Source organism: Gordonia sp. 135 (assembly GCF_009720185.1).
Lineage (GTDB): Bacteria > Actinomycetota > Actinomycetes > Mycobacteriales > Mycobacteriaceae > Gordonia > Gordonia alkanivorans.
Map to the genome: position 1 here is coordinate 837065 of NZ_CP046257.1, position 26642 is coordinate 863706.

Annotated in this window: 28 protein-coding genes; 14 read left to right on the top strand and 14 right to left on the bottom strand. The window is 67.4% G+C overall.

The features are described 5' to 3' along the window. Nucleotides 1–21: 21 nt before the first annotated feature. The 3 genes from GKZ92_RS03840 to kstD all read right to left on the bottom strand — a co-directional run bounded on the left by GKZ92_RS03840 (nt 22) and on the right by kstD (nt 3146). The gene (locus GKZ92_RS03840) at nt 22–453 is read right to left on the bottom strand and encodes a DUF6918 family protein (protein WP_035751907.1); all 432 of its coding nucleotides are present in this window, start codon (nt 451–453) and stop codon (nt 22–24) included. A gap of 95 nt (nt 454–548) precedes the next feature. Beyond that, nucleotides 549–1409 carry a MaoC/PaaZ C-terminal domain-containing protein gene (locus GKZ92_RS03845; RefSeq protein WP_155225011.1) on the bottom strand — a complete coding sequence of 287 codons (861 nt, stop codon included), beginning with the start codon at nt 1407–1409 and terminating at the stop codon, nt 549–551. 3 nt (nt 1410–1412) lie between these two features. Further along, entirely contained in the window at nt 1413–3146 is a 1734-nt protein-coding gene (gene kstD, locus GKZ92_RS03850; protein ID WP_035751903.1) for a 3-oxosteroid 1-dehydrogenase, read from the bottom strand. Nucleotides 3147–3400: 254 nt separating this feature from the next. Here kstD and GKZ92_RS03855 point away from each other — a divergent pair, with 254 nt between their 5' ends. The 6 genes from GKZ92_RS03855 to GKZ92_RS03880 all read left to right on the top strand — a co-directional run bounded on the left by GKZ92_RS03855 (nt 3401) and on the right by GKZ92_RS03880 (nt 8882). Continuing rightward, the gene (locus tag GKZ92_RS03855) at nt 3401–3919 is read left to right on the top strand and encodes a nuclear transport factor 2 family protein (protein ID WP_035751902.1); all 519 of its coding nucleotides are present in this window, start codon (nt 3401–3403) and stop codon (nt 3917–3919) included. A gap of 167 nt (nt 3920–4086) precedes the next feature. Further along, nucleotides 4087–5034 carry an SMP-30/gluconolactonase/LRE family protein gene (locus GKZ92_RS03860; protein ID WP_035751900.1) on the top strand — a complete coding sequence of 316 codons (948 nt, stop codon included), beginning with the start codon at nt 4087–4089 and terminating at the stop codon, nt 5032–5034. 44 nt (nt 5035–5078) lie between these two features. Next, nucleotides 5079–5984 carry an SDR family NAD(P)-dependent oxidoreductase gene (locus GKZ92_RS03865; RefSeq protein WP_035751898.1) on the top strand — a complete coding sequence of 302 codons (906 nt, stop codon included), beginning with the start codon at nt 5079–5081 and terminating at the stop codon, nt 5982–5984. Between the two features lie 38 nt (nt 5985–6022). Then, the gene (locus GKZ92_RS03870; protein ID WP_035751895.1) at nt 6023–7273 is read left to right on the top strand and encodes a cytochrome P450; all 1251 of its coding nucleotides are present in this window, start codon (nt 6023–6025) and stop codon (nt 7271–7273) included. A gap of 9 nt (nt 7274–7282) precedes the next feature. After that, a complete protein-coding gene (locus GKZ92_RS03875) occupies nt 7283–7600 on the top strand; it encodes a 2Fe-2S iron-sulfur cluster-binding protein (RefSeq protein ID WP_035751892.1) in 318 nt (105 codons plus the stop codon). Nucleotide 7601: 1 nt separating this feature from the next. Beyond that, nucleotides 7602–8882 (top strand): NAD(P)/FAD-dependent oxidoreductase, encoded by a 1281-nt coding sequence (locus GKZ92_RS03880; protein WP_035751889.1) that lies wholly within the window; start codon nt 7602–7604, stop codon nt 8880–8882. Nucleotides 8883–8891: 9 nt separating this feature from the next. On the opposite strand, the gene GKZ92_RS03885 is transcribed toward GKZ92_RS03880, so the two are convergent. From GKZ92_RS03885 to GKZ92_RS03910, 6 genes are read right to left on the bottom strand one after another with little or no spacing between them, the layout of a single operon-like run. Next, nucleotides 8892–9842, bottom strand: coding sequence for an alpha/beta hydrolase (locus GKZ92_RS03885; RefSeq protein ID WP_035751887.1), 951 nt, complete (start codon nt 9840–9842; stop codon nt 8892–8894). Continuing rightward, nucleotides 9839–10516, bottom strand: coding sequence for a GntR family transcriptional regulator (locus GKZ92_RS03890; RefSeq protein WP_035751883.1), 678 nt, complete (start codon nt 10514–10516; stop codon nt 9839–9841). The genes GKZ92_RS03885 and GKZ92_RS03890 overlap by 4 nt, the downstream gene beginning before the upstream one ends. Nucleotides 10517–10527: 11 nt before the next feature. Then, the gene (locus GKZ92_RS03895; protein WP_035752089.1) at nt 10528–11808 is read right to left on the bottom strand and encodes a CaiB/BaiF CoA transferase family protein; all 1281 of its coding nucleotides are present in this window, start codon (nt 11806–11808) and stop codon (nt 10528–10530) included. Beyond that, complete coding sequence (locus GKZ92_RS03900) at nt 11805–12920, bottom strand: acyl-CoA dehydrogenase family protein (RefSeq protein WP_035751880.1); 1116 nt, start codon at nt 12918–12920, stop codon at nt 11805–11807. Before GKZ92_RS03900 ends, GKZ92_RS03895 begins: the two co-directional genes overlap by 4 nt. Next, complete coding sequence (locus GKZ92_RS03905) at nt 12917–14083, bottom strand: acyl-CoA dehydrogenase family protein (protein ID WP_035751877.1); 1167 nt, start codon at nt 14081–14083, stop codon at nt 12917–12919. Before GKZ92_RS03905 ends, GKZ92_RS03900 begins: the two co-directional genes overlap by 4 nt. Then, nucleotides 14080–14892, bottom strand: coding sequence for an enoyl-CoA hydratase-related protein (locus GKZ92_RS03910; protein ID WP_035751874.1), 813 nt, complete (start codon nt 14890–14892; stop codon nt 14080–14082). The genes GKZ92_RS03905 and GKZ92_RS03910 overlap by 4 nt, the downstream gene beginning before the upstream one ends. Nucleotides 14893–15076: 184 nt before the next feature. Here GKZ92_RS03910 and GKZ92_RS03915 point away from each other — a divergent pair, with 184 nt between their 5' ends. From GKZ92_RS03915 to dmpG, 3 genes are read left to right on the top strand one after another with little or no spacing between them, the layout of a single operon-like run. Continuing rightward, on the top strand, nt 15077–15865 hold the full coding sequence (locus GKZ92_RS03915) for a 2-keto-4-pentenoate hydratase (RefSeq protein WP_035751870.1): 789 nt from the start codon (nt 15077–15079) through the stop codon (nt 15863–15865). Nucleotides 15866–15916: 51 nt separating this feature from the next. Further along, the gene (locus GKZ92_RS03920) at nt 15917–16822 is read left to right on the top strand and encodes an acetaldehyde dehydrogenase (acetylating) (protein ID WP_006358438.1); all 906 of its coding nucleotides are present in this window, start codon (nt 15917–15919) and stop codon (nt 16820–16822) included. Beyond that, nucleotides 16819–17913, top strand: coding sequence for a 4-hydroxy-2-oxovalerate aldolase (gene dmpG / locus GKZ92_RS03925; RefSeq protein WP_035751867.1), 1095 nt, complete (start codon nt 16819–16821; stop codon nt 17911–17913). Before GKZ92_RS03920 ends, dmpG begins: the two co-directional genes overlap by 4 nt. Before the next feature lie 7 nt (nt 17914–17920). Here the strand turns inward: dmpG and GKZ92_RS03930 are convergent, their stop codons facing one another. After that, nucleotides 17921–18838, bottom strand: coding sequence for a LysR family transcriptional regulator (locus tag GKZ92_RS03930; RefSeq protein ID WP_081724793.1), 918 nt, complete (start codon nt 18836–18838; stop codon nt 17921–17923). Between the two features lie 48 nt (nt 18839–18886). Between GKZ92_RS03930 and GKZ92_RS03935 the strand changes: the two genes are divergently transcribed. Both GKZ92_RS03935 and GKZ92_RS03940 read left to right on the top strand, forming a co-directional pair. Then, on the top strand, nt 18887–20080 hold the full coding sequence (locus tag GKZ92_RS03935; protein ID WP_006358441.1) for a TDT family transporter: 1194 nt from the start codon (nt 18887–18889) through the stop codon (nt 20078–20080). 106 nt (nt 20081–20186) lie between these two features. Next, the gene (locus GKZ92_RS03940; protein ID WP_035751864.1) at nt 20187–20399 is read left to right on the top strand and encodes a hypothetical protein; all 213 of its coding nucleotides are present in this window, start codon (nt 20187–20189) and stop codon (nt 20397–20399) included. 45 nt (nt 20400–20444) lie between these two features. Here the strand turns inward: GKZ92_RS03940 and GKZ92_RS03945 are convergent, their stop codons facing one another. Continuing rightward, nucleotides 20445–21239: a VOC family protein gene (locus GKZ92_RS03945; RefSeq protein WP_035751861.1), complete on the bottom strand. Its 795-nt coding sequence runs from the start codon at nt 21237–21239 to the stop codon at nt 20445–20447. Nucleotides 21240–21399: 160 nt separating this feature from the next. Here GKZ92_RS03945 and GKZ92_RS03950 point away from each other — a divergent pair, with 160 nt between their 5' ends. After that, nucleotides 21400–21960, top strand: coding sequence for a hypothetical protein (locus GKZ92_RS03950; protein WP_006358444.1), 561 nt, complete (start codon nt 21400–21402; stop codon nt 21958–21960). Here the strand turns inward: GKZ92_RS03950 and GKZ92_RS03955 are convergent. From GKZ92_RS03955 to GKZ92_RS03965, 3 genes are all read right to left on the bottom strand, one after another. Then, a complete protein-coding gene (locus GKZ92_RS03955; RefSeq protein ID WP_035752086.1) occupies nt 21935–22471 on the bottom strand; it encodes a C40 family peptidase in 537 nt (178 codons plus the stop codon). The genes GKZ92_RS03950 and GKZ92_RS03955 overlap by 26 nt on opposite strands. A 128-nt stretch (nt 22472–22599) precedes the next feature. Next, nucleotides 22600–22995, bottom strand: coding sequence for a hypothetical protein (locus tag GKZ92_RS03960; protein ID WP_006358447.1), 396 nt, complete (start codon nt 22993–22995; stop codon nt 22600–22602). 2 nt (nt 22996–22997) lie between these two features. Beyond that, nucleotides 22998–24230: a Rieske 2Fe-2S domain-containing protein gene (locus tag GKZ92_RS03965; protein WP_042376212.1), complete on the bottom strand. Its 1233-nt coding sequence runs from the start codon at nt 24228–24230 to the stop codon at nt 22998–23000. A 226-nt stretch (nt 24231–24456) separates the two neighbouring features. Between GKZ92_RS03965 and hsaA the strand changes: the two genes are divergently transcribed. Then, complete coding sequence (gene hsaA / locus GKZ92_RS03970) at nt 24457–25641, top strand: 3-hydroxy-9,10-secoandrosta-1,3,5(10)-triene-9,17-dione monooxygenase oxygenase subunit (protein ID WP_006358449.1); 1185 nt, start codon at nt 24457–24459, stop codon at nt 25639–25641. An 89-nt stretch (nt 25642–25730) separates the two neighbouring features. Continuing rightward, nucleotides 25731–26642 (top strand): iron-dependent extradiol dioxygenase HsaC, encoded by a 912-nt coding sequence (hsaC, locus tag GKZ92_RS03975; RefSeq protein ID WP_035751856.1) that lies wholly within the window; start codon nt 25731–25733, stop codon nt 26640–26642.

A 26642-nucleotide genomic window follows, 5' to 3' on the forward strand; every position in this document is an offset into this window, starting at 1 on the left:
CGACGACGCGTGACCGGGTGACTACCCGGCGTGCTTCTCGATGGCAGTGCCGAGTCGCGGCAGTGCCGCGACCACATGGTTCTTGGCCTTCCCGCGCAGCGAGTTGTAGGCCTTCGCCAATCCGGGCTTGGCCGAATCGGCCTGTGCGTCGGTGACCGCCAGCAGGGCCTCGGCAGCGGCGTCGCCGTTGGCCGAGAGGTGATCGCCGAAGGCGACACCCGCAGGCTTCGAATCCCACAACGGCGCGAGGGCCGTCAGGAAGTCCTCCGCCAGCTGATCCGTGGCGCTGCGCACCACGCCGGGCTTCACCTTCTGGACCGCCGAGTAGGCGGTCTTCACAGCGGCGCCGCTCAGACCCGACTGGTCGGCCACCTCGGCATCGATGACACCGACCAGGTCGGTCACCAGTGCGCTGCGGTTGTCGGCAAGTAGGGGCGTCAGCGAATCGCTCATGCGGTCTCCTTGTGAATATGCGACGTGGTTCACGCGGACCGGTCGTTCCCGGTCCGCGTGTAGAGCGTACTGGCCGCCGCTGACGGGCCGGCGACTCAGTTACGCGCGCACACCACATTGGCGAGGGCCTTCGCGCCCTCCCGTTCGATGACACTCGCGGTGGCCAGGAAACGGGCGCCGTCGTCCCAGACCGCGACCTCGAGGGTCTCGCCGGGGAAGACCACGCCGGCGAAAGATGCCGAGAACTCCGCGACGGCGGCGACGTCTCCGTCGAGCAGTTCGTCGGTGATGGCGCGGGCGACCGTGCCGTAGGTGCACAGCCCGTGCAGAATCGGGCGCGGAAAGCCTGCGCGCGAGGCGAACTCGGGATCGGAGTGCAGCGGGTTGCGGTCGCCGCACAGCCGGTAGAGCAGCGCCTGGTTGGGCAGCGTCGGGATGCGGAGCCGGTGATCGGGTTCGCGGTCGGGGTACTCGACCTTCTCCGACGTGCCGCGCTCACCGCCGAAGCCGCCCTCGCCCTTGGCGAAGATCGACGACCGTGCGGTCCACAGCGTCTGACCGGCGTCGTCGGTGGTCACCGACTCCTGGACGATGACGGCGGCCGATCCCTTGTCCTGGACCTCGGCGATGCGGGTCCGGGTGGTCGCCTTGCCGGCCGCCGGCAGCGGACGATGAGCGGTGATCTTCTGGCTTCCGTGAACGACCTTGGCGAGGTCGATGTCGACGCCGGGGAAGGAGACCTTCGGCGGCTCGGTGGTGTGGAAACCCGCGGCGACGGTCGCGAAGGTCGGCAGGACCTTGGGCGCCGAATCATGAACGTAGCTCAGCGACTCGGTGTCCATCGGGTCGGCCGCGGCACCCACCGCGAGGTGATAGAGCGCGACATCCGATGCCGACCACTCGAACGAGACCTCGGGCAGTTCCGCTCCGACGGCGACGGTGGGATCGATCGGCATGGTTCAGGCTCCTGTCTGGGACGTCGGGGTGGTGGCCGACGCCTTGGCGGCGATGTCGGCGGCAGCGAGGTAGCCGAAGACGATCGCCGGGCCGATGGTGGCGCCGGGACCGGCGTAGGTGTGGCCCATCACCGGTGCACTGGTGTTGCCCGCGGCGTACAGGCCCTCGATGACCGATCCGTCGGCGCGAAGCGCGCGACCCGCGGCGTCGGCGTTGATGCCGCCCTTGGTGCCGAGGTCGCCGGGGACCATCTTGACCGCGTAGAACGGGCCCTTGCTGACCTCGCCGAGGCTCGGGTTGGGCTTGTTGGTGATGTCACCGTAGTAGTGGTCGTAACCGCTTGCGCCACGGCCGAAATCCTCGTCGACGCCGGCGCGGGCGAAGCCGTTGAATCGCTCGGTGGTGGCGACGAGCGACTCGGCGGGAACGCCGATCTTCTCCGCGAGTGCAGAGATGCTGTCCGCCTTCACGACCACGCCCGACTCATACCACTTCTTCGGGAGCGGCTGTCGCGCATTGATTCCGGCGAAGAGGTAGCGGTTACGGCAGCGCTGATCGAAGATCAGCCACGACGGCACGTTCTCGCCCGGACCCTCGCCGTGACCGAACTCGCCGCCGTACATCTGGTGCACCGCTTCGACATACGGGAGTGACTCGTTCATGTAGCGCTTGCCGCGCAAGTTCACGATGAAGGTGCCGGGGACCGACCGCTCGGACAGCGCGAACCACGGTCCGCGCGGCAGCGGGATCGTCGGACCCCACCAGGCGTCGTCCATGAGGGAGACCGCGGCGCCGATCTTGAGCCCGGCGTTGATGCCGTCGCCGGTGTTGCTGGGTGCACCGGTGGTCCAGTCGGAACCGATCGGTTCGCGCTGGTACTTCTTGCGCATCTCCTCGTTGTGCTCGAAGCCGCCGCAGGCGAGGATCACGCCCTGGCGCGCGTGGATCTCGAACTGCTTGCCCTCGGACTCCGCGATCACGCCGACGACCCGGTCGTCGGCGGTGATGAGGTCGACGAGGCCGGTGTTGAGGCGGACCGGGACCCCGGCCTCGCGCACGCCGATGAGCAGCTCGGCGGCCAGTGCCGCGCCCATCGCGATCAGCTTCTTGCCGCGGCTGCGGGCCCAGAAGAACCGGCTGCCGACCTTCGCCATGCGCAGCGGCCCACGCCAGTGGCGGAGACCGGTGTTGAGCCAGCGGTAGTCGGACTGCAGCACGACCATGTTGAGCGGGGCCTTGGTGTACTGCGGGTGCAGCGTCTTGAGGTCGTCCCCGAGGCGGCGCGCGTCGAACGGCCGCGGCTCGATCGACCGGCCGCCGAGACGACCGCCCGGCGCCTCGGGGTAGTAGTCCGAGTAGTTCTTCACCCACTCGAGGTCGAGGGGTGCGTGCTCCAGCAGGAAGTCGAGGGCCTCGGGTCCGCGATCGATGTAGGCGTCGATGCGGTCGGCCGGGGCGTGCTCGCCGATGATCGCGTGCACGTACTCGCGGGCCTTCTCCGGCGTATCGCTGACGCCGTCGCGCTTCAGCACCGAGTTGTTGGGGATCCACACGCCGCCGCCGGACCGGGAGGTCGAACCTCCCCAGTAGGGCGACTTCTCGATCAGGACGGTCTTGAGGCCCTTGCGGGCCGCGGTGATCGCGGCGGCCAGACCGGCACCACCGGCGCCGACGACGATGACGTCATAGGTCTCGGGTTCGGTGCTGGTCTGTGGTTGATCGGACGAGCCGGCCATGGGGTCCCCTTCGTGCGCGCAGCTGTAACGTGTTCTACCTGAATTAGAACACGTTACAGAAACGTGCCGCCAGGGTCAGTCGCCTCATTCCCGCGAAACCGTCAGGACGAGGCGCTGACCTGCACGGTCATGACGACCGGCTTTCCGCTGGATGGGAGTAGCGTCGCGCTCAGGGTGGCCCGGGATCGCTCCGACCTCCCGCTGAGCGGAAGCGGTCCCATTCCTACCGCGGCGGCCGGGCCTAGCGTGCCGGCATGGCACACAACACATGGTCCAGGCAGGAACTCGAAGAGGCATACCAGCGGTGGTTCATCACCATCAACCGCGCCGGGTCGGGGGAGGGGAGCTGGCGGGACTTTCTCGACCTGTTCACCGATGACGTCGTCTATCACGAGCAGATGGCGGGTGAGCTGAAGGGCAAGGAAGGGATCTGGGCGTGGGCCGAACCCAGCCTGGCGCAGTTCCCGGGCTCGCACACCGAGAGCTTTCCCGAGCACTGGCATGTCATCGACGAGACCAACGGGACCATCGTCGCCCGCCTCGACAACGTGATGAGCGATCCCGGTGACGGGAGCCGATTCGCGGCGCCGCACATCAGCGTCCTCGACTACGCCGGTGACGGGAAGTTCTCCCAGCAGCGGGACGTCTACGACGTGACGACCTTCCTCGACCTCATCAAGGCGTGGGGGCGTCGTGCGATGGAGCTGGGAACCTTCGACGCGGAGCAGCGGGCGTGGTTTGCCGCGGTGTACCCGGAGACCGTCCCCGGCTGACCGTTCAGGTGGGGGTCCACTGAATGGGAAGGTCCCGACCACTCGGCCGCCGAGCACTTAACGTACCTCTGTACGCGGCCCTGTGATCCAGCTCACGACCATTCTGGGCCGTCTTCCCCGTTGTCGCACAACACAACTCAGCCTCTCACGCTTCGGAAGGTTCACCGATGACCACTCCTGTCGACACCGTCGCAGCGGCCGTAGCCGCCGCGGACGCACCCACATTCGAGGCCCGCAAGATCGCGTCCGGGTTCTCCTGGCCGGAATGTCCGCGCTGGCACGACGGAGCACTGTGGTTCTCGGACATGTACACCGGGACGCTCAAGACCCTGGACGCCGACGGCAATGCGACCGTGGTCGTCGACGCAAACGGACGCGCCGCGGACACCGATGCCCCCATCACCCTCGGCGGGTTCGGTTGGCTGCCCGACGGTCGGCTGATCGTCAACTCGATGCACGAGCAGAAGGTTCTCGTCCACGGCGGCAACGGGATCGACGATCTCACCGTCTACGCCGATGTCGGCGAGTTCGCGATCAAGGCCGTCAACGACATGGTCGTCGACGCCGATGGTCGTGCCTACATCACCCAGCTCGGCTTCGACATCTTCCACGGCGAGACCCCGATCACCTCGGCGCTGATCATCGTGGAGCCCGACGGTACTGCACACGTCCCGGCCGGCATACCGGAGCTGAACTGCGGCAACGGCATCGGGATCAGTTCGGACGGCTCGAAGCTCTTCGTCGCCGAGGTGATGGCGCAGAAGATCACCGTGATCGACCGTGCCGCCGACGGAACACTCTCCAACGCGCAAGATTTCGCCACCTGTCCGTTCATGCCGGACGGCATCGGCCTGGACGAGGAGGGCGGGGTCTGGGCGGCAATGCCCGGTGGCGGATACGTGGCCAGGTTCACCGAAGAGGGCTTGACGGACGCGGTGCCGATGCCGCTCGAAGGCGGCATCGCATCGGCCTGCCTGCTCGGCGGACCCGATCGCAGCACTCTCTACATGACGGTCGGTTACGAGGTCTTCGACTTCGAGAAGTCCGCGCGCGAAGCACTCGGCGGGATCTGGGTCGCCGACGTCAAGCACCACGGCGGCCAGACGCGCCCCTGAGCCCCGACCACCCATCTGTTTCGAACCGATTCGAGGACGACACCATGACAGCACCACTCGACTTCACCGATCGCGTCGTGATCGTGACCGGCGCGGGCCGCGGTATCGGCCGCGCACACGCCCTTCTCCTGGCTTCGCGCGGCGCATCGGTCGTGGTCGGCGACCTGGGCTCGACCACCGACGGCTCCGGCGTCGAGTCGGGCGATCCGGCTGCCGACGTCGCCGCGGAGATCACCTCCGCCGGCGGCAAGGCGGTCGCGGTCGCCTCCGACATCACCACCGACGAGGGCGCGCTGGCTCTTGTCGACGCCGCGATCTCGAACTTCGGTCGGATCGACGCGGTCATCAACAACGCGGGCATCGTGCGGGCAGCGCCCTTCCGAGAGGTGCCCGACGCCGAGTACCAGCGACACCTCGACGTCCACTTCCTGGGTCCGATGCGCCTTCTCCGTGCCGCGTGGCCCCATCTGCTCGAGTCGCCGGCACCCCGCGTGGTCAACACGATCTCGCAGGCGATGCTCGGCAACCCCGGGATGGCCCACTACGGCGGCTCGAAGGGCGCGCTGTTCGGCCTGACCCGTAATCTCGCGCTCGAGGGCCTCGAGGCGGGCGTGAAGGTCAACGCCATCGCACCGGGTGCGGGTACCCGCATGGCCGAAGCGGCCGCCGACACGTTGTCGCCGGAGATCATGGAGTACATGCGGACTCAGCTCCGGCCGGAGCACGTCGCGCCTGTCGCGGCGTTTCTCGTCCATCCGTCCTGCGAGGTCACCGGCGAGGTGTTCAACGTCGCGGGCGGGATCGTCAATCGGCTCGCGCTGGTCAACACCACCGGCATCCACGACCCGGCTCTCACCGTCGAGACCGTGGCCGAGCAGTGGGACCAGATCATGTCGATCACGCCGGAGGCGATCCCGCAGGTCGTGGCTCCGGCGCAGATGCCGGTCTGACCCGCCACCGAACGTCCCCACAGCCCTGGAGTCCTGACATGAGTACCGAAACCACCTCCGACACAGCCGAACTGGACGAGGCCTACACGGTGTACCCGTTCTCGCCGGTGTCCCCGTCCGAGGCGGCCCTGCGCTACCAGGCGATCGCCGAAGACCGGCCGATGACCAAGATCACGATGCCCTACGGCGGCGAGGCCTGGATCATCCATCGCAACGCCGTGGCACGAGAGATGCTCGGCGACCCGCGATTCGTCCGCGAGCCCTTCCGTACCGGTGAGCGTGTGGTGCCCTACTTCGTGGAGTTCCCCGACTTCCTCAAGACCACACTGCAATTCGAGGACCCGCCGCAGCACATTAAGCTGCGCAAACTCGTGCAGAAATCGATCTCGCCGAAACGTGTCAAGGCGATGCGCGACTCGGCGGTCGAGTTCGCCAACAAGCTGATCGACGACATGCTCGCCAAGGGCGCGCCGACCAACCTGGTCGACGACTACGCGGTGGCATTGCCGATCCAGATGCTGGCCAACCTCATCGGCGTCCCGCCGGAGGACCGCCCTAAGTTCCAGAAGTGGAGCTCGGCGACGCTCGCGGTCGCGAACATGCCCGAGGAGGAAGCCACCGCCAACATGACCGAACTGGTCATGTACATGCTCGCGCTCATCGAGGAGCGCCGGAAGAATCCGCGCGAGGATCTGCTCAGCGACCTCACCAACGCGCAGGACAAGGACGACACCCTCACCGATGGTGAGATCCTCTCCGTCGCGCTGGTTCTCATCATCGGCGGCTTCGACAACACGGCGAACTTCATCTGTGCCGGGGTCCTGTCGCTTCTACACAACACCGACCAGCTTCGGGTGCTGCTCGAAGACATCGACGGGGTGACACCCACTGCGGTGGAGGAGATCCTGCGGCACGGGCGTTTCGAACTCAACGGCAAAGTCGGCGGGCCCAGCGGACTGGTGCCCTTCGTGGCCACCGAGGACGTCGAGCTCGACGGCCAGCTCGTCCGCAAGGGTGAGGCGATCATGGGCGACCCGGCGTCGGCCAATCACGACGGGTCGGCGATCGAACATGTCGACACCTTCGACATCCGGCGGCAGTCCAACCCTCACCTGACACTGAGTTACGGCATGCACCACTGCCTGGGCGCTCCGCTGGCCCGGATGGAGATGCAGGTCGCCATCGCCGAGCTGTTCCGTCGACTTCCCGACCTGGAGCTCGCCGGCGACCCGCTCATGAACAACGACAACCTGACCCAGCCGATCGTCGACCTCCCGGTCAGCTGGTAGGAGGTCCGCATGCCCAAGGTGTTCTACACACAACCCGACGGGGCGGTGAAGGTGATCGACGGTACGGCGGGAGACTCGGTGATGGCGACCGCGGTGAAGAACGGGGTCAGCGGGATCGTCGGCCAGTGCGGCGGCACGCTGTCGTGCGCGACGTGCCACGTCTACCTGGATCCCGAAGAAGCCCAGCTGTTCCCCGAGATCAGCGAGGACGAGGACGACATGCTCGACTGCACGTCGTCGGACCGCGAGGACACCTCGCGCCTGTCGTGCCAGCTCACCCTGGCCGACACCGACCTCCACGTCACCATCCCCGACGAACAGGTCTGAGGTGACGCCACACAGCGTCGCGGTCGTCGGAGCCTCGCATGCCGCAGTACATCTCGCAGACCGGCTGCGCACGAACGGCTTTGCCGGCCGGATCGCATTGTTCACCGACGAGCCACACGTGCCCTACCATCGGCCGCCGCTCTCGAAGGGACTGCTCAACGGAGCGGTCGACTCAGCGACCCTGGCGCTTCGTGCGGAGTCGTACTTCGACGATCAGTGCATCGATCTGCATCGGGGAACCCACGTCACCGGGGTGCGCCGTACCGGTGACGGTGTGATGGTGGATCTGTCGGACGAGAACAGCAGCCGGAGTGAGCAGTTCGAGCGACTGGTCCTCGCCACGGGCGCCCGCGCGCGGCGCCTCACGCTGCCGGGCGCGGACCATCCCGACGTTCTCGTCCTCCGCGACCTCGACGATGCCGATCTGCTTCGAGATCGGGCCACGGCCGGTCCGGCCGTGGTGATAGGCGGCGGTTTCATCGGGTTGGAGGTCGCCGCCGGTCTCCGTGCCGCGGGTACCGACGTGACGGTCGTCGAGACGGCCGACCGTCTCCTGGCCCGAGCGGTCGGGAAGCACACGGCGTCAGCGCTTCTCCGTGCGCACGAATCGATGGGGACATCCGTCTTGTTGGGCCGGCGACCCGTCGAGATCGTCCACGGCGGCATGGACAACGACGGCGACAACGGCATCGGGCGGGACTTCATCCGCGGCGTTCGCCTCGACGACGGTGGCGTCGTCCCCGCGGCGACGGTGATTGTCGGGATCGGTGCCGAGCCACGGACCGAGCTCGGTGAGATGCTCGGACTGGAGTGCGACGGTGGAATAGTCGTCGACGACAACTGTCTGGCCTCCGACGGATGGACACTCGCGATCGGGGACTGCACGGTCCACGTTTCCGCGAGCGGGCGGCGCTATCGGCTCGAGTCCGTGGACAATGCCACCGAACAGGCCACCGCCGCGGCGGCAGTCCTCCTCGGAACCGAACCACCCGTTCGACCGGCCCCGTGGTTCTGGTCCGACCAGGGGGCGCAGAAGCTCCAGATCGTCGGATTGTCCGGCGGGCACAGCGAAGTCGTGCACCGTACCGATCCGAAGCGGCCTGACCGTCAGGTGTCGTTGTACTTCTCCGACGGTCGACTGGCCGCCGCGGAATGCCTCAACTCACCGGCCGATTTCATGACGTTGCGTACCGCACTGAACCGCGGCCATCGTCCACCCCCGGAAGTGTTCGCGGACGAGAGCGTCCCGATCAAGATGCTCTTGGCGTCCGCACGCACCTGATCGGAGGGGTCAGTCCCGCACCGGGTGCGCGAAACGTGCGGCGACCAGGGCCCCGACTTCGGCGAGCGCCGCACGACCCCGCGCCACCGACGGGGCCTGCATCGCGAACCCGTGTCCCACACCGGGATAGCGCAACTGGGCGGTGGTCACACCGGCCTCTCGGAGACGATCCCCGAACTCTTCGATGCCATCGCGGAGCGGATCACCGTGTCCGACCGCGATGATCGTGGACGGGAGACCGGACAGGTCGGCGGCGAGCGCAGGTGTCCCGTATTCGTCGTCGAGTGAAGCGTCGCTGCCGAGGTAGAGATTCTTCATCCAGTCGATGTCCTCGGCGGTGAGGAACGGGCTGTCACCGAACTCGCGCATCGATGCCCGGTCACGGCGTCGTTCCACGCCGGGGTAGAACAGGACCTGTTGTGCAATGGCCGGGCCCCGCTCATCTCGGCTGCGCAACGCGGTCGCGGCGGCGAGCCCGCCTCCCGCGCTGTCGCCGCCGACACCGATCTTCGCCGGGTCGATGCCGAGGTCGGTTGCGACCCGGTGGGTCCACGCGAGCGCCGTGTACGCGTCGTCGTTGCCTGCGGGATAGGTGTGTTCGGGTGCGAGCCGGTAGTCCACGTTGACGATGACGGCGCCGGTGGCCTCCGCCAGGTCGCGGGCGAGGCGGTCGAAGGAGTTCAGCGACCCCATGATCATCCCGCCGCCGTGATACCAGACCAGCGCTGCCGCACCGGTATCCGGTGCGGTGTGCGGACGATAGATCCGCACCGGGACCGGGGTACCGAGGTCGTCGGCCACGGCGTCGGTGACCGAGGACATGTCCGGGCCGGGCGGGCGGACGATCGATTCCAGACTCTTCCGGATGCCGGCGACACCCTGCTCGCGAACAGGCCTCGCACCCGCGGCGGCCATCCGTTCGACGATGACCGCCAGATCGGGATCCCATGATGACGTCACGGCCGACCTCCACCCAGGATCATCCCCGTGTTGGCCTCGCCGCCGCGCCGGTGTTCGTCCATCAGCTCGACGAGGCGGGTGTTGTCACCCTCGGCCAGGGCGTCGATCATCGCGTCGTGTTCTCCGCACACGCGCTGCCGTCCGGCCGGATCGTACAGATACGCCGCATGATAGGGCATGGCGAGCTTCCAGAGGCGACGCAGTTCGGCGACCACCAGGTGAAGCCCCGAACGCTCGAACATCGCGAAATGAAAGCTCTGGTTCTCGGTACGCATCGAGACGATGTCGCCGTGGTCTGCGGCCTCGGTGATCCGCACCGCGATGGCGCGTACCTCGTCGAGCGCAGCGGCGTCGAACCGGGGGAGCCGGGTGAGGACCTCGCGCTCCAATGCCGAACGCATCAGATAGATCTGGTCGAACTCGCCCTGATCCAACCGGACGACGGTGTATCCGGCATTGTGCTGGTGCCCCACAAGTCCCTGAGCAGTCAGTTCGCGCAGGGCTTCGCGGATCGGCAGCCGGCTCACACCCAGGCGTTCGGCCATCCACTCCTGTCGGATCGGCTGTCCCGGCAGCAGCTCTCCGGTCGCGATCATCCGCTCGATCTCGGCGATGACACGTGTAACCGATCGTGACGGTGCCGGCCCGGATGACGCGGTCGTCGTGCGTCCCATGATGTCTCCCCTCACCCGTCGCCGAACACGCCGGACGATCGGAGCTCGGCCAACCGGCGCGGGCCGTAACCCAGCGCGGCGAGGACTTCCTCGGTGTGCGCGCCCCGACGTACCGCTGGACGGGGAGAACGGTGAGCCGACCTGCTCAACGAGATCGGCACGCCGACACCGCGATACTCGTCGGTGTCCAGGAACAGGCCGCGATGGCGGACTTGCGGCGAGGTGAGTGCCTCCGCGACATCGTTGACCGGGCTCGCCGGGACGCCCGCCCGCTCGAGCCGTTCCGCGAGATCGTCCCGGTCCCACTGCGCGATCCGCGCGCCCAGGACGGCGGCCAGTTCGACTCGATGGCGCGACCGCTCGCCGTTGTGCACGAATCTCGGGTCGTCGGCGAGCTCGGGCACCCCGAGGACCCCGACGAGCGAACGGAATTGACGGTCGTTGGCCGCACTGACGAAGAAGTCACCGTCTCGAGCGGAGAAGACCTGATAGGGCACCACGGTCGGGTGGAAATCGCCGGTCCGCTGCGGTATCGCACCTCCGGAGACCCAGTTCGCGGCATGCGGATGCAACAGGGAGATCACCGAATCGAGCAGCGTCATGTCCACCAGCTGCCCGCGACCGCTCCGGTCTCGCTCGTACAGCGCCAGGAGTATGCCGCTCACCGCCATGTTGGCGGCGACGATGTCCACGATGGGGATACCCACGCGCAGCGGCGCGCCGTCGGGGTAACCGTTCACGCTCATCAGACCGCCGAACGACTGGAGAACCGCGTCGTATCCGGGTAGTCCGCCCATCGGACCGTCGACGCCGAAACCCGTGATGCGGCAGTACACCATCCGCGGATGTCGGTCGGCGAGAACGGTGTCGTAGTCGAAACCCCACCGCGCCATCGTGCCGGCCTTGAAGTTCTCGATCACGATGTCAGCACCTGCCAGGAGGTCGCCGAGGACCTCCCGTCCGGCGTCGGTGCGAAGGTCGAGGCAGATGTTCTCCTTGCTGTGGTTGAGGCTCTGGTAGTAGGCGCTCGTGGCGCCCTCGTCCTCGAACGGTGGTCCCCAGCCTCGGGTCTCGTCGCCCGCGGGCGCTTCGACCTTGATCACCTCGGCGCCGTGGTCGGCGAGGATCTGGGCTGTGTAGGGACCGGCCAGGACCCGACTCAGGTCGAGAACCCGCAGGCCGCTGAGGATTCCGTGGTCGGCGGCCGCGTCGGCGGCGCGCCATGCTGCTCGTGGCTCCACCCGCTCGTCCTCGTCACGGAGCTGGTCACCCACCAGATCCGCCGCACTCATCGGACGCTCCGCGGCGAACTCTCCGGCGATGTCTCCCCGGCCTGCGGCGCTTCGGTCCCGGTGATGACCTCCCATGGATCGCCACCGTCGTCGAGTATCCGTCCGGCCAGGACATCGGCCCATTCGGCTTCGGTCCCGTGCCGGTCGCGCCATGCCCACAGCGCCGTCGTCGACCGGCCGAGGCGGTGCTCCGAGGTGAAACCGATGGCACCGTGGATCTGGTGTCCCGCCGCGGCCACCTCGTCGGCGTATCCGGACGTCACCACCTTCGCCGCGGCCACCGCGGCCCGGGCACCGGCCGGATCGTGCGATGTCGCATCGGCGGCCACCCGTGCCGCGGTCTCCATCATGGTGGTCCGGGCCGCCATCACCGCGAGGCGTTGCTGGATGGCCTGGAACTTGACGAGGGGCCGGCCGAACTGGATGCGTTCCGAGGCGTACCGCACGGACAGGTCGTGGACCGCCCCTGCTGCCGCCGCCAGGGCTGCGGAGTACGCGAGTGCGCCCCGTTGACGGACCTCGGCGGCATCGACCGGTGAGTCGGCGTGGAACACGGTCGCCGCCTCGTCGAATCGGAGGTCGCCGAGCGACACTCCCAGGAGGTCCGTGCCGTCCTCGACGTGGACTCCGGCGCCGCTCAGGTCGACGATCGCCACGAGCGGAACGTCGGAGGTGGGTACGAGTACGACCACGGAGTCGGCGGAGGCGGCGTGGACGACGTCGCGTGCGACCCCGCTGAGAATCAATCGCTCCTCGCCCTCGACACCTCGCTCGATGCGTGTTTCGACGTCGTCGGCGACCGCGATTGTCGCGGTGGTCCCCTCGAGTGACCGTCCGACCGTGCCGGCGAGCCATGCGGCCAGGAGCGCATGTTCGACGAACGGCGTGACCGCCCCGGCCGCGGTCACGGTCGACATCACGGCGAGTGCATCGTCGAGATCGGCGTCCTCTCCACCGGCGGCGTCGGGCACATCGAGACTCGCGAAACCCGAGTCCGCCAGGACTGTCCACAGTTCCGTGTCGACGCCGGTCGGCGGCGTCTCGGTGCCGACCGGAATGCGGTCCAGTATCGAGGTCGTCGCCGCGACCAGTTCAGCGGCCAGTTCGCTCATCGAATCCCCATTCCCCGCGCCACGATGCCGCGGAGGATCTCGTTGGTTCCGCCCCGTAGGGTGAAAGCCGGTGTGTGCAACACGCTTTGGCCGAGGAGACGCTCCAGCGAGGTGCCTCCGCTCCGTCGTGCGACGATGCCCGACGCCGCGCGTACCGCGTCGACGAGGTCGCCCTCGAAGATCGAACCGAGGTCTTTGACCATGGCGGCCAGCACATCCGGCTTGCCGCCGGCCGACAACTCGGCAGCGACCTGCAGGGACATCCGTCGTAGCGCCCAGGCTTGTGCGGTGAGCGTGCCGAGAGTTCGGCGCTGTTCGGCGGTGGCCCCGGTCTCGCGGAGATGATCAGTCCACGCCCGCAACAGTGGCAGTGTGCTGAGGTAGCGCTCGGGACCGGACCGCTCGAAGGCCAACTCGCTCATCACCTGTTGCCACCCGTTGCCGCGTCGGCCGAGGAGTGCCGACTTGTCCACGACGGCATCGTGGAAGACCACTTCGTTGAAGTGGGCCTGGCCGTCGATGCTCCGCAGCGGACGTACCTCGATATCCGGATGGGACAGGTCGACGAGGATCTGCGACAGACCCTGTTGACGATCTTCCGGGGTGCCGTCGGTGCGTGCGAGCAGAACCATCGCGTGGGAGACGTGGGCGCCGGTGGTCCAGACCTTGGTGCCGGTGATGGTCCAGGTGTCGCCGGTGTCTCGTGCCCGGGTGCGGACGCTCGCGAGATCCGAACCGGCATCCGGCTCGGACATCCCGATCGCGAAATAGATCGAGCCCGAGGCGATCCCGGGAAGGTAGCGGCGCTTCTGCTCTTCGGTGCCGTTCGCGAGGATGCCCGGCGCCATCTGCCGGTCGGCGATCCAGTGGGCGGCCACCGGCGCGCCGTGGGCGAGGAGTTCCTCGGTGATGACGAATCGCTCGACGGGAGTGCGTCCTCGGCCGCCGTACTCGGTCGGCGTGGTCATACCGAGCCAGCCCCGCTCACCCAGTCGTCGACTGAATGCCGGGTCGAAGCCGGTCATCCAGCTGTCCACGTCGGGAGCGAATGCGCCGCGGTCGATCTCGTCGCGCAGGAACTCGCGGACCTCGGTGCGCAATTCCACCAGGGCGGCGTCGTCGACGCCCGTCGACGAGCCGCGGGGGTCGTGCAGTGCCGTCATGACCGGCCGGGCCCGCGGGACGACCAGTTCTGTCCCTTGCGGGCCATCGACCACATCTGGGTGCCGCGCTCGATCTCGATCGCCGAGTCCCAGGTGACCGCGGGCGGGCCGAGTTCGAGTCGGACGCTGGACATCACGCGGCGGGTCAGCTCGGGATCGCGCGCGGCGGGTGCGGTGAGACCGTCCACGATCGCCGGGATGTCCTCGATCGGGGCGGCCGCGTACGCCAGACCCTGTGCGACGGCCTCCTCGCCGGTGAGTGACTGACCGCACGCCGCCAGGGCGATGGTGTTTGCCCGTCCCACCGCCCGGTTCAGCAGTGTGATGTGTCCGCCTCCCGGGTGGATACCGCGAGCGAGGAAACCGCTGTCGAGGACGGCATCCGGGGTGGCGACGAGCAGGTCGACGGCCAGCGCCAGGTTGAGGCCGGCGCCCACCGCACCGCCGACCACCACGCCGACGGTGGGTACGGGCAGCGACCCCACACGCACAAAGGCCTTGTACACCGCGGACAACTGCACGACCGACTTCGGCGATGCGGGATCGGCCGATGCGGATGCGAGGATGCGGGTGTCGGCGCCGCTGCAGAAGTAGGAGCCGGCGGCGTCGACGACCACCGCGCCGATGGTCTCATCGGCGGCGACCTGGTCGCAGAACTGCTCGATCGCCGCGGCCATGTCGAGGGTGATGGCGTTCTTGCGGCGCGGGTTGTTCAGGGTCAGCCGGGCGACGCCGTCGGTGAACGACGTGAGGATCGAGGGTGCGTCGTCGTCGGAAGGCTGCGCGTTAAGGGCTGTGTCGGACGTCATGAAGGGCAGCGTAGCCGATTGGATACAAAAAGCGATCCAAAATCATTGACTTGCCGGAGTCGCTGCGGTGAACTGCGTACCTGAGTATCTGACGGTGACCCGATCGCCTACTGGAAGGCCGCAGACACGATGGTGCAACGTGTTCTAAACTAGAACACGTTCACATTGGGAAGGTGAGGGCACGATGGCGGTTGACCAGGCTGTTCGCGAGCAGATCGCGGCTGAGCTGTGGAAAGCGGAGACGTCGGCCACCGCGATCGACCGGCCCACGGACACCCATCCCGACCTCGACGTGGTCGACGCCTACGAGATCCAGCTGATCAACATCCGCAAGCGACTCGAGGCCGGGGCCAGGGTCGCCGGGCACAAGGTCGGCCTCGCTTCCGAGGCGATGCAGAAGATGATGGGCGTCGACGAGCCCGACTACGGACACCTCCTCGACGAGATGCAGTACTTCGAGGAGACCCCCATCGACGCGAAGAAGCTGTGCTTCCCCCGGGTCGAGGTGGAGGTCGGCTTCATCCTCGGCGAGGACCTGCCCGGCGAGGGGTGCACCAACGAAGACGTCATCGCCGCGGTCGAATGGGTGGTGCCCTCGATCGAGCTCATCGACTCCCGCATCAAGGACTGGAAGATCACGCTGTGCGACACCATCGCCGACAACGCGTCGTCGTGCGGCTGGATTCTCGGACAGCAACGTGTCCCGATCGGCGAGATCGACACCGGGGACATCGACGCGGTCCTGCATCGTAACGGGGAGATCGTGGCGAAGGGCAATTCGTCTGCGGTGCTGGGCCATCCGCTCAATGCGGTGTCGTGGCTGGCACGCAAGGTCGACAGCTTCGGGGTCCGTCTCCGCAAGGGGGACGTGATCCTGCCCGGCACGGCGACGCGGGCGATCGACATCTCCTCGGGTGACCACTTCGTGGCCGAATTCGCCGGCCTCGGTTCGGTCACCCTGGATTTCACCTGACACGACTTCACCTGACATGCAACAGACTTCACTAGCAAGAGGAGGGTCCACGTGGCGGCAAAACTGACCGCGGCGATCATCGGATCGGGCAACATCGGCACCGATCTGATGTACAAGCTGGAGCGTTCGGAGGTCATCGAACCCCGATGGATGGTCGGCATCGACCCGGACTCGGAGGGCATGAAGCGCGCCGCCGACCGCGGACTCATCACGATGAGCGGTGGTGCGGACGAACTCCTCGGGTCGCAGGACAAGCCCGATCTCATCTTCGAGGCCACCTCGGCCTACGTGCACCGTGAGTACGCCCCGAAGTACGAGGCCGCCGGTATCACCGCGGTGGACCTCACCCCGGCGGCGGTCGGGCCCGCCGTGGTCCCGCCCGCCAACCTGCGTGAACACCTCGACGCCCCGAACACCAACATGATCACCTGCGGCGGGCAGGCGACCATCCCGATGGTGCACGCGGTCTCGTCGGTCGTGCCGGTCCCGTACGCGGAGATCGTCGCGTCGGTCGCCTCGGTCTCGGCCGGTCCGGGCACGCGCGCCAACATCGACGAGTTCACCCGCACCACCTCCGCCGGCGTCGAGTCGATCGGTGGCGCGCAGCGCGGTAAGGCGATCATCATCCTCAACCCGGCGGACCCGCCGATGATCATGCGCGACACCATCTTCTGCGCCATCCCCGAAGACGCCGACACCGACGCCATCGCGGAATCGATCCACCGGCGAGAGAAGGAGATCCAGCAGTACGTGCCGGGCTACCGTCTGCTGCAGGACCCGCAGTTCGACCCGCCGAGCGTCCTGAACGGCGGCTATGCGCGGGTGTCGATCTTCGTGGAGGTCGAGGGTGCGGGCGACTTCCTGCCGCCCTACGCCGGCAACCTGGACATCATGACCGCCGCCGCGACCAAGGTCGGCGAAGAACTCGCAAAGAAGAAGCTGGGAGTCCCCGCATGAGCACCAACGTGGTCACCACCCCGCGCGACCCGAAGCTGATGGCGAACGCGCGCAAGTACTCCGACACCCTCGACATCCGCATCACCGATTCGTCTCTGCGGGACGGCAGCCATCACAAGCGGCACCAGTTCACCGAAGAGGAGGTGCGCGCGATCGTCGGTGGCCTCGACGAGGCCGGTGTGCCGGTCATCGAGGTGACCCACGGCGACGGCCTCGGCGGCTCGTCGTTCAACTACGGGTTCTCCAAAACCCCTGAGCAGCAGCTGATCAAAGCTGCGGCCGAGACCGCGAAGCGGGCCAAGATCGCCTTCCTCATGCTGCCGGGTCTGGGCACCAAGGACGACATCCGCGCCGCGCAGGACAACGGCGGCCAGATCTGCCGCATCGCCACCCACTGCACCGAGGCCGACGTCTCCATCCAGCACTTCGGTCTCGCACGGGATCTCGGACTCGAAACCGTCGGCTTCCTGATGATGAGCCACAGCCAGCCGCCGGAGGTCATCGCCAAGCAGGCTCGCATCATGGCCGACGCCGGATGTCAGTGCGTCTACGTCGTCGACTCCGCGGGTGCGCTCGTCCTCGAGGACGTCACCGTCCGCGTCGAGGCGCTCGTCGCCGAACTCGGCAACGACGCCCAGGTCGGGTTCCACGGACACGAGAACCTCGACATCGCGATCGCCAACTCGGTCAACGCCATCCGTGCGGGCGCCCAGCAGATCGACGGCTCCATCCGACGCTTCGGCGCCGGCGCGGGCAACACGCCCACCGAGGCCTTCGTCGGTGTGTGCGACAAGCTCGGGATCACCACCGGGGTCGACTTCATGAAGATCGCCGACGTCGCACAGGACGTCGTCCGACCGGCCATGCCGTCGGAATGCCTGGTGGACCGCCCGGCGATGATGATGGGTTACGCCGGTTGTTACAGCTCGTTCCTCAAGCACGCAGAGGGCCACGCCGAGCGCTACGGCGTCTCGGCCGCCGAGATCCTGCTCGAGGCCGGCGCGCGCAAACTGGTCGGCGGCCAGGAGGACCAGCTCATCGACATCGCGCTGGAGTTGAAGAAGAAGCAGGACGCGAACGCCGGCGTCTGAGCAGAGCTCAGGAGCGGCCGATGTGGGCCAGGAAGTCCCGCGCTGCACCGGCACCGGGCTGGGGACCGGACGACCACACCGCCCGCAACTGACGTCCGAGGTCGAGGTCGTCGATCGGGATGCGGACCAGCCGTCGGTCGAGATCGTCGGCGACCGACAGGTTGCTGAGCACCGCGGGTCCGGCCCCCGCGATGACCGCGGCGCGCACCGATGCCGTGGTCGACAGTTCCAGCACCGGTGCGGTGACCTCGCGGGACGGTCCGAGCGCCCGGGTCAGGGCGCGTTCGAAGAACTCGCGAGTGCCCGAGCCCTCTTCGCGGGTCACGAGTGCGGTACCGGCGAGGTCGGCGGCCCCGATCCGACGGCGGCTGCGCGTCCACGGATGATCGGGTGGCACGACGACGACCAGCTCGTCACGCGCGATCGTCCGGCTCCGGAGCCCGGGTGCCACCCGAGGCCCCTCGACGAACCCGAGTTCGACCTCGCCGTCGCGCACCAGCGTGCAGACGTGGTCGGAGTTGGCGGCGGTGAACGACACCTTCGGCGCGGGGTCGTGCTGGGCCGCGAAGGAGACGAGCCAGCGGGGGAGGAGATGCTCCGCGACGGTGAGGCTCGCGGCCAGCCGCAGCCGATCTCGTCGTTCCAGCCGTAGGGCGGAGAGTCCGGCGTCGAATTCGCCTGCCAGCGTAAGTAATCGGTCGGCCCACTCGGCGACGAGCCGGCCGGACTGGGTCGGTACCGATCCGCGCGGCGTTCGCGTCAGCAGTCCGACGCCGAGCTGCGTCTCCATCGCGCGGATACGCGCCGACACCGCCTGCTGGGTGACACCGAGTTCGGCGGCCGCAGCATTGAGACTGCCCGTGCTGACGACCGACTGCAGGGTTTCCAACGATGCGAGGTCGGGCATCCGCGGACTGAGGACCATCGCCCGAGGGTACAACCAGCGTTGGTACCCCGGCTACAAGCGCAGTTTGTGACCTGCCAACGATTCGGGCTCTACCGGGGGCGCGGCATCCACGCGATCGTGGTGGACATGACCACGATGACCGTTCGCCCGACCCCGTCCCGGACCGGTTCCCTGCCCGGGACCGGGCCCGGAGTGCGCGTCCGTGTCACCTACTTTCCGCCGAACTGGTTCGCGGCGGTGATGGGCACGGGGATCATCGCGATCGCCGCGCACGGCCTGCCCTGGCAGCCGGCCGGCCTGAGCGTCGTAGCCGTCGGGTTCTGGTTGCTGGCCTGCCTCGTGTTCGTGGCCGTGGCCGTCACCACGATCGGCCACTGGGTGGCGGACCCCGCCGTCGCTCGCAGCCACCACGGTCATCGCGTCGTCGCGCACTTCTACGGTGCGGTGCCGATGGCGATCATGACCGTGGGGACCAGCACTCTCCTGGTCGGCGGCGGGCTCGTCGGCCGAGACGTTGCCCTCGGCGTCGACGTCGTGTGCTGGATCGTCGGCACACTCGGCGGCGTGGTCACCGCGCTGGTCATCCCGTACCGGCACCTGATCGTCGGGCGCGCTCGCGTCGAGGATGCGTTCGGCGGCTGGTTGATGCCGGTAGTGCCGCCGATGGTGTCGGCGTCGGCCGCGGCGATCCTGTCGGGGCAACTCGGTGCCGGGTGGGCGCGGGACCTGGTTCTCGGGGTCGGGTGCGCGATGTTCGGTCTGGCGGTGGTCGCCGCGACGCCCATCCTGGTCGCTCTCGTCCGGCGCTTCCGGACGGGCGATCACGGTGCCACGAACATGGTGCCGACCTGGTGGATCGTGCTCGGCCCACTCGGGCAGTCGGTCACGGCGATGTGCATGCTCGCCCATGCGGCACTCCACGTGGTGCCCGCACCGGTCGCGGGTGCCATCCACGAGTTCGCAATCGCCTATGGGCTGGTCGTGTGGGTGATCGCCACGGCCTGGATCGGTGTCGCCGCACTGCTCACCCTCCGCACCGCGCGGGCCGGGATGCCGTTCGCGATGACCTGGTGGTCGTTCACGTTCCCGGTCGGTACCTACGTGACCGGCTCCTCCGCGTTGGCGCTCACCCTGGGCCGGCCGGTCTTCGAGGTCGCGGCGGTGACCGGCTTTGCTGTACTGGTGGCCGCCTGGGCCGTGGTCGCCGCCCGCACCGCCCGCGGCATCGTCTCCGGCGATCTCCTCCGACTGCCGGTCTGAGGATGTTGACGCTCGCGGGGTACGTCAGGATGATCGGAAGCGCACCACCGGAAGATCGAGCCCAGGCACGCCCGTGCCGAGCGCCCAGCTACCGGAAGGAGTCGCCATGGCAGACGCCCAAGCGTGGAGCGGAGGGGAAGCGGACGACGCCGACGTCGTCGAGCAGACGATGCCGGCGGATCCCGTCGACGACGAGGCTCCCGCCGAGTCCGAGGGGCCGGTCATCGCTCTGGAAGCCAACGACGCGGACGTCGTCGAACAGGCGACCGACGTCGGGTCCGACGACCCCGACGAGTACCCGCCCGAGGACGATCGGTAGACAACACACGCATATCGCGCGTTTTTCTTCTACCGATCGGTGGTGTCACATCCCGGCCGGCGGATGTCCGAGGCAGATCAGCGCGCCCATCGGGTCCTTGATCGCCGCGAGCGTCCCGTACGGGGTGTCCTCGCCGGGCATCAGGATCTCGCCGCCGAGGGACTCGACCTGCTTGACCGTCGCCGCCACGTCGTCGACGGTGATGTAGATCTGCCAGAACGACGGCACCTCCTCGGGAAACAGCTTGGAGGCGTCCATGATCCCGGCGTAGGACTCCTCACCGTAGAAGATCTGGCCGTAATGGTCAGGACCTACGGCGTCGGGGTCACCGCCGGTGCCGACCTCCTCGATACGCGCGCCGAGCACGGCGCGATAGAAGTCGAGTGACTTGGCGTAATCCTTGGACTGGCATTCGAACCAGTACGGGGTGCCGTGATCGCCGAACTCCGAATAACCCTTGTGCTGCTTGGGCTGCCAGAAACCGATGACCGCTCCGGCCGGATCGGTGGCGACCATCATCGTGCCCTCGTCACCGATCGGCATGGGCGGGACCATGATGCTGCCCCCGGCGGATTCGACGGCGTTCACGGTGGCGTTCGCGTCCTCGGAGTGCAGGTACACCGACCAGATGTTCGGCGGCCCGGCCTCGTCCATGGCGGGGCTGAGCCCGGCGACCGGTTTGCCGTTCTTGAGGAAGTTCCGGTAGCCGCCGAATTCCTCGTTCGGTTCCTCCGTCTCCCAGCCGAAGATCTCGCCGTAGAACTGCTCGGCCTTCGCCGTGTCGCTGCTCATCAGGTCGAACCAGATCGGCGCCCCGGACGGGGCTGCGTACTCGGCCATGTTCGTATCCCTTCGTTGCCTTGCGGAATGTTGCTGAACGACTGAGGTGGAGACTCTCAGCGTCGCGCAAACTCATCGGTCCGACAGCGTGTTGGGGCGCTTGGGTGGGATCGATACCGGCGCGTGATTTCGGCACCGGGTGAATGGCAGTCTTGTCGGCATGACCGCAGAACCGGGCATCGTCGACAGACTGCGCACCTTCGTGTGGCCTGCCGCCCTCGTCGGTGGACTCCTCCTGGTGCTGTTCGCACAGGTGGAGTGGGGAAGCACCGACGAGGGCGTACAACCGTCCATCACCGGTCTCGGACGGGTGACCGTCCCGGGGGCGAGCGATGAGGACGTGGCCTTCTTCTTCGAGGACAACACCGACCGGCCCGGTCTGAGTGTGGTGATCCTCGGTGCGGTCATCGCGGTGGTCGCCGCGTTGGCGTGGTGGCGCGAGCGTCTCCGTCCGGCGGCGATCGGGGTAATCGGCCTGGCCGCGGTGGTCGCGTCGGTCGTCGGGATCCGAACGCTGAGTGATCCGGCCGCGCACCTGTTCTCCGACCGGGTCACCGAGGCCCTCGACCTCGAACTCCCGACGATGCAACCGGGTTACGGGCTGCTCGGCACCGTGGTGGTCGCGGTGCTGCTGCTCGTCGTCGTGGGGTTCGCGACGGTGACCTCGGTGTGGCCCGGACGGTCGGTCGACCCGGTCAGCCGAAACGACGAATGGTCTTGATGGTGCCCATGTCCTTGACCTTGGTGAAGCCGATTGGCTTGCCCGTGGTGTAGGCGTTGAACAGGCGGCCGCCACCGGCGTAGATGCCGACGTGCCCGGCGTCGCGGCCGAAGATGATGATGTCGCCGGGGGCGAGGGCGCTGAACGGGATCGCATTGCCGACCCTCGCCTGTTGCTGGCTGGTCCGGGGCAGCTTCACGCCGGCGGTGTGGAACGCCCACTGGACGAGACCAGAACAGTCCCACGAGTGCGGACCGGTGCCGCCCCACCGGTACGGCTTGCCGATCTGGGTCATCGACGCCCCGAGCGCGGCCAGGCCGGTGGGGGTGGGGATGGGGAGGTAGATCGGCACCGAACCTGTCGAATCGCTGGAGCCGGAGCTCGAACCGGCCGCGGCGGCGCGTCCGGCATCGGCAAAAGGTGAGCCCAGGAACGGCGCCGCGACGGTGAGTGCGGCGGACAGGGCGACAGCACAGGTGACCCGCGTACAGCGGGTTCGCAAAACGGACATGACGACCAGATTGGCCGACCGCATACCCGCTTGTCGCCGCTATTCCTAGACGTGTGATGAAGGTGTGACCGTTGTGATGCGTGAGGCTAGTGTTGATTAATGTTGCAGACAGTGCTCAAATTCGACACTCACCAATAGCCGTCGGGATCGGTGGCGGGTGATTCCGGAGGAATGATTCCCTCGGCCACACCGTGGTCGATACTCGCCGACAAGCGGACACAGGTCGGCATCATCGCACCCGGGAGCAGTGGCCCGTTCCCGTCGTCGCCGCCGGCGCGCATCTGCTCGAGGCCGTGGCATCGGCTCCGGGCGTCGGCGTTCCACTGCACGCTCGTGTGGTGCGTGCTGGTCTTCTTCACCAGCACGCACGCGTGGCAGGCGCGGCATTCGATCTCTCGCATGCCGCCCTGCAGGTAGTGCTCGCGGTCGCGCTGGGTCGCCGCGTGGACCCGGGCCGCCCGGTCGGGATCGTCGCCGAAGTCGGGCGCCTTGGCCCAGTGTGCTCGTGACGCGGCCCGGGTCATCGTCAGACCTGCGCCTTCTCCGAGGAATCCGCCGCGCCGTCCGGCGACTGCTCGGCCGCTGCCTTCTCGGCCTCTTGGCGTCGGAGGTTCTCCTGGATCTCGGCGTTCCAGCTCTCGACTGCCTTGGAGGTGTCGATCTCGTACTCGAACCGGCCGGTCATCTCGTCGGTGACGTCGGCCTTGTCGACATAGAACTGCTCGTACCAGCGACGGAGCTGGTACACCGGGCCGTCCTCCTCGACGAGGAGCGGATTGTCGATGCGGGTCTTGTTCTTCCAGATCTCGACGTCCTGCAGGAAGCCGACCTCGACACCCGCGCTGATCTTGGTGGCCATCTTCGAGGCCTGCTCGGCGGTGAGGCCCTCGGGAACCTTCGCCATGACGCCGTACATCAGGACGAACGAATTCTCGTCGATCGGGTAGTGGCAGTTGGTCAGGATGGTCTCGACCGCGAAGCCGCCGTAGTACTGGACCATCGGGTTCAGCATGTAAGACGGACCGTAGTAAGCGGCGATCGATTCGAGCCGGCTGTCGCCGTAGTTGGTGCCCAGCGTGACGTCGGGGCGCCCATGCGAATTCATGTACTGCGCGGCGATCTCGCCCTCGAAGACATTCTTGAAGTAATCCGGCAGCGCGAAATGCACATAGAAGAAATGCGCCATGTCGACGACGTTGTCGATGATCTCGCGGCAGTTCGAGCCCTCGATCACGATGCGGTTCCAGGTCCAGTCGGTCCACTCCTCGGACCCGACCTCGGCCAGCTCCGGGATGATGACCTCTTCCGGCGGCGGGTTGCCCTCGGGGTCGTTGTAGACGAAGACCTGGCCGTTGCGGACCATCGACGGCCACGAGCGGGTCTTGGCGAGCTTGGGGTTGCGCTTGGCGTACGGGACGCCGGCGCAGCGACCGTTGCCCTTCCACAGCCAGCCGTGGAACGGGCAGGCGACGTTGTCGCCGGACAGCTTGCCCTGCGACAGGTCACCGCCCATGTGGCGGCAGTAGGCGTCGAGGATGTTCAGCTCGCCCTTGGTGTCGACCCAGACGACGAGCTTGGTGCCGAAGATCTGCACGGAGTGCGGTTGGCCGTCGTCGAACTCGCCGAACAGGCCCAGGCAGTGCCACCCGCGGGCGAACCGGGTGGGCGGCGCGCCGGTGTCGATCTCCCGGATACCCACCTCGGCGTCGTTGGACGAACCGGGGGTGTTCGGGGTCATCGTGTCGGGTGCTGGTGACATGTGCCCTCTCCTGTCTGTGGCTGGTGTCGCGTCGAACCTCTGCCGCCAATACTAGAACACGTTTCAAATCCTTTGGGTGGATCGCCGCCCAGATCGCCGATCAGTGCTGTACATGGGCATAAAGTCCCAGTGCTCGACAGAAATGAGAACGTGTTCTAATCTCGAACTCGATGAGTAAGCGGCCGGCGCCGTCCGGCCGAGGGAGAGACAGGTAGGAGCAGGCGAGATGCCAGCACAACGGAGCGAAGCCGCCGAGCAGGTCCTGGAGAAGATCAACGCACTGCTCCCGGAGATCGAGCAGCGGGCGCAGTCCACCGAGGATCTGCGTCGAATCCCCGAAGAGACCGTGTCCAGCCTCGAGACGGCCGGCTTCTTCAAGCTGATGCAGCCCGAGCAGTGGGGCGGATACCAGGTCGACCCGGTGACCTTCTACGAGGCCGTGCGGCGGATCGCCTCGGCCTGCGGGTCGACGGGTTGGGTGTCGGGCATCATCGGCATCCACAACTGGCACCTCGCGCTCTTCGACCAGCAGGCGCAGGAGGACGTCTGGGGCAAGGACCCCAACGTCCGCATCTCGTCGTCGTACGCGCCGATGGGTATGGGTGAGGTCGTCGACGGCGGCTACAAGGTCAACGGTTCGTGGGCCTGGTCGTCGGGCTGCGACACCGCCGACTGGGTGTTCGTCGGTGGACCGGTCATCAAGAACGGCAAGCCGGTCGACTTCGTCAGCTTCCTGATCCCGCGTGAGGACTACACGATCAAGGACGTGTGGAACGTCGTCGGTCTTCGCGGCACCGGGTCCAACACCATCGAGGTCAAGGACGTCTTCGTCCCCCGCCACCGCATGCTGAGCATGCGCACCATGTCGATGGGCCAGAGCCCGGGACTCGAGCAGAACACCGCACCGGTCTACAAGATGCCCTGGGGCACAATTCATCCCAGCACCATTGCGACCCCGATCGTCGGCATGGCCTTCGGTGCCTACCACGCTCACGTCGAGCACCAGGGCAAGCGCGTCCGCGCCGCTTACGCCGGGGAGAAGGCCAAGGACGACCCCTTCGCCAAGGTTCGTATCGCCGAGGCCGCCAGCGACATCGACGCCGCATGGCGTCAGCTGTCAGGCAACCTGCAGGCCGAGTACGACCTGATCCTCGCCGGTGAAGAGGTCCCCATGGAGCTGCGTCTGGCGGCCCGTCGCGACCAGGTGCGCGCCACCGGCCGCGCGATCTCCGCCATCGACCGTCTCTTCGAGAACTCGGGTGCCCACGCGCTCGAGAACGGCACCCCGATCCAGCGGTTCTGGCGCGACGCCCACGCCGGACGCGTGCATGCCGCCAACGATCCGGAACGAGCCTACGTCGCATTCGGCAACGGCGAGTTCGGGATTCCCATCGGCGACACGATGGTCTGACCCTTCGAGACGCTCGCAGGCTAGCTCCTCAGGGGGCCGGGGACACTTTCACACGCTCCTCAGGGAGCAGGAAACAGGAGATCGTGGAGATGAGTGACTGTCCGATCCGTTCATTGGGATACATGAGGATCGAGGCGACCGACATCGAGGCGTGGCGCACCTACGGCCTCAAGGTTCTCGGCATGATCGAGGGCTCTGGACTCACCGAGGGCGCGCTCTATCTGCGGATGGACGACTTCCCCGCCCGCCTGGTCATCGTGCCCTCCGAGCACGACCGCCTGGCCTGCGCGGGCTGGGAGGTCGCCAATGCCGCTGCGCTGCAGGAGGTCCGCGACCGCCTGGCGGGCGCGCACGTCGTCTTCCGTGAGGGCAAGGACGAGGAGATCGCCGACCGTCGCGTCGCCGAGATGATCGTGTTCGACGATCCCGCCGGCAACACCCTCGAGGTGTTCCACGGGGCCGCGCTCGAGCATCGTCGCATCGTCAGCCCGTACGGTCACCGCTTCGTCACCGAGGAACAGGGTCTCGGCCACGTCGTGCTCACCTGTGAGGACGACAAGGCCGCGCTCGAGTTCTACCGGGACGTACTGGGATTCAAGCTCCGTGACTCGATGCGCCTGCCCCCGCAGGTCGTCGGACGCGAGGAGGGCGACGAGGTCCCGTGGCTGCGATTCCTCGGCTGCAACCCGCGACACCACTCGCTGGCGTTCCTGCCGATCCCCAACAGCACCGGCATCGTCCACCTGATGGTGGAGGTCGAGAACTCCGACGACGTCGGACTGTGCCTCGACCGCGCCCTGCGCAAGAAGGTCCCCATGTCGGCGACCCTGGGTCGGCACGTCAACGACCTGATGCTCTCGTTCTACATGAAGACACCGGGCGGCTTCGACGTCGAGTTCGGTTGCGAGGGACGGACGGTCAAGGACGAGGAGTGGATCGCCCGGGAGAGCACCGCGGTCAGTCTGTGGGGGCATGACTTCAGCGTCGGGTTCAAGAACTGA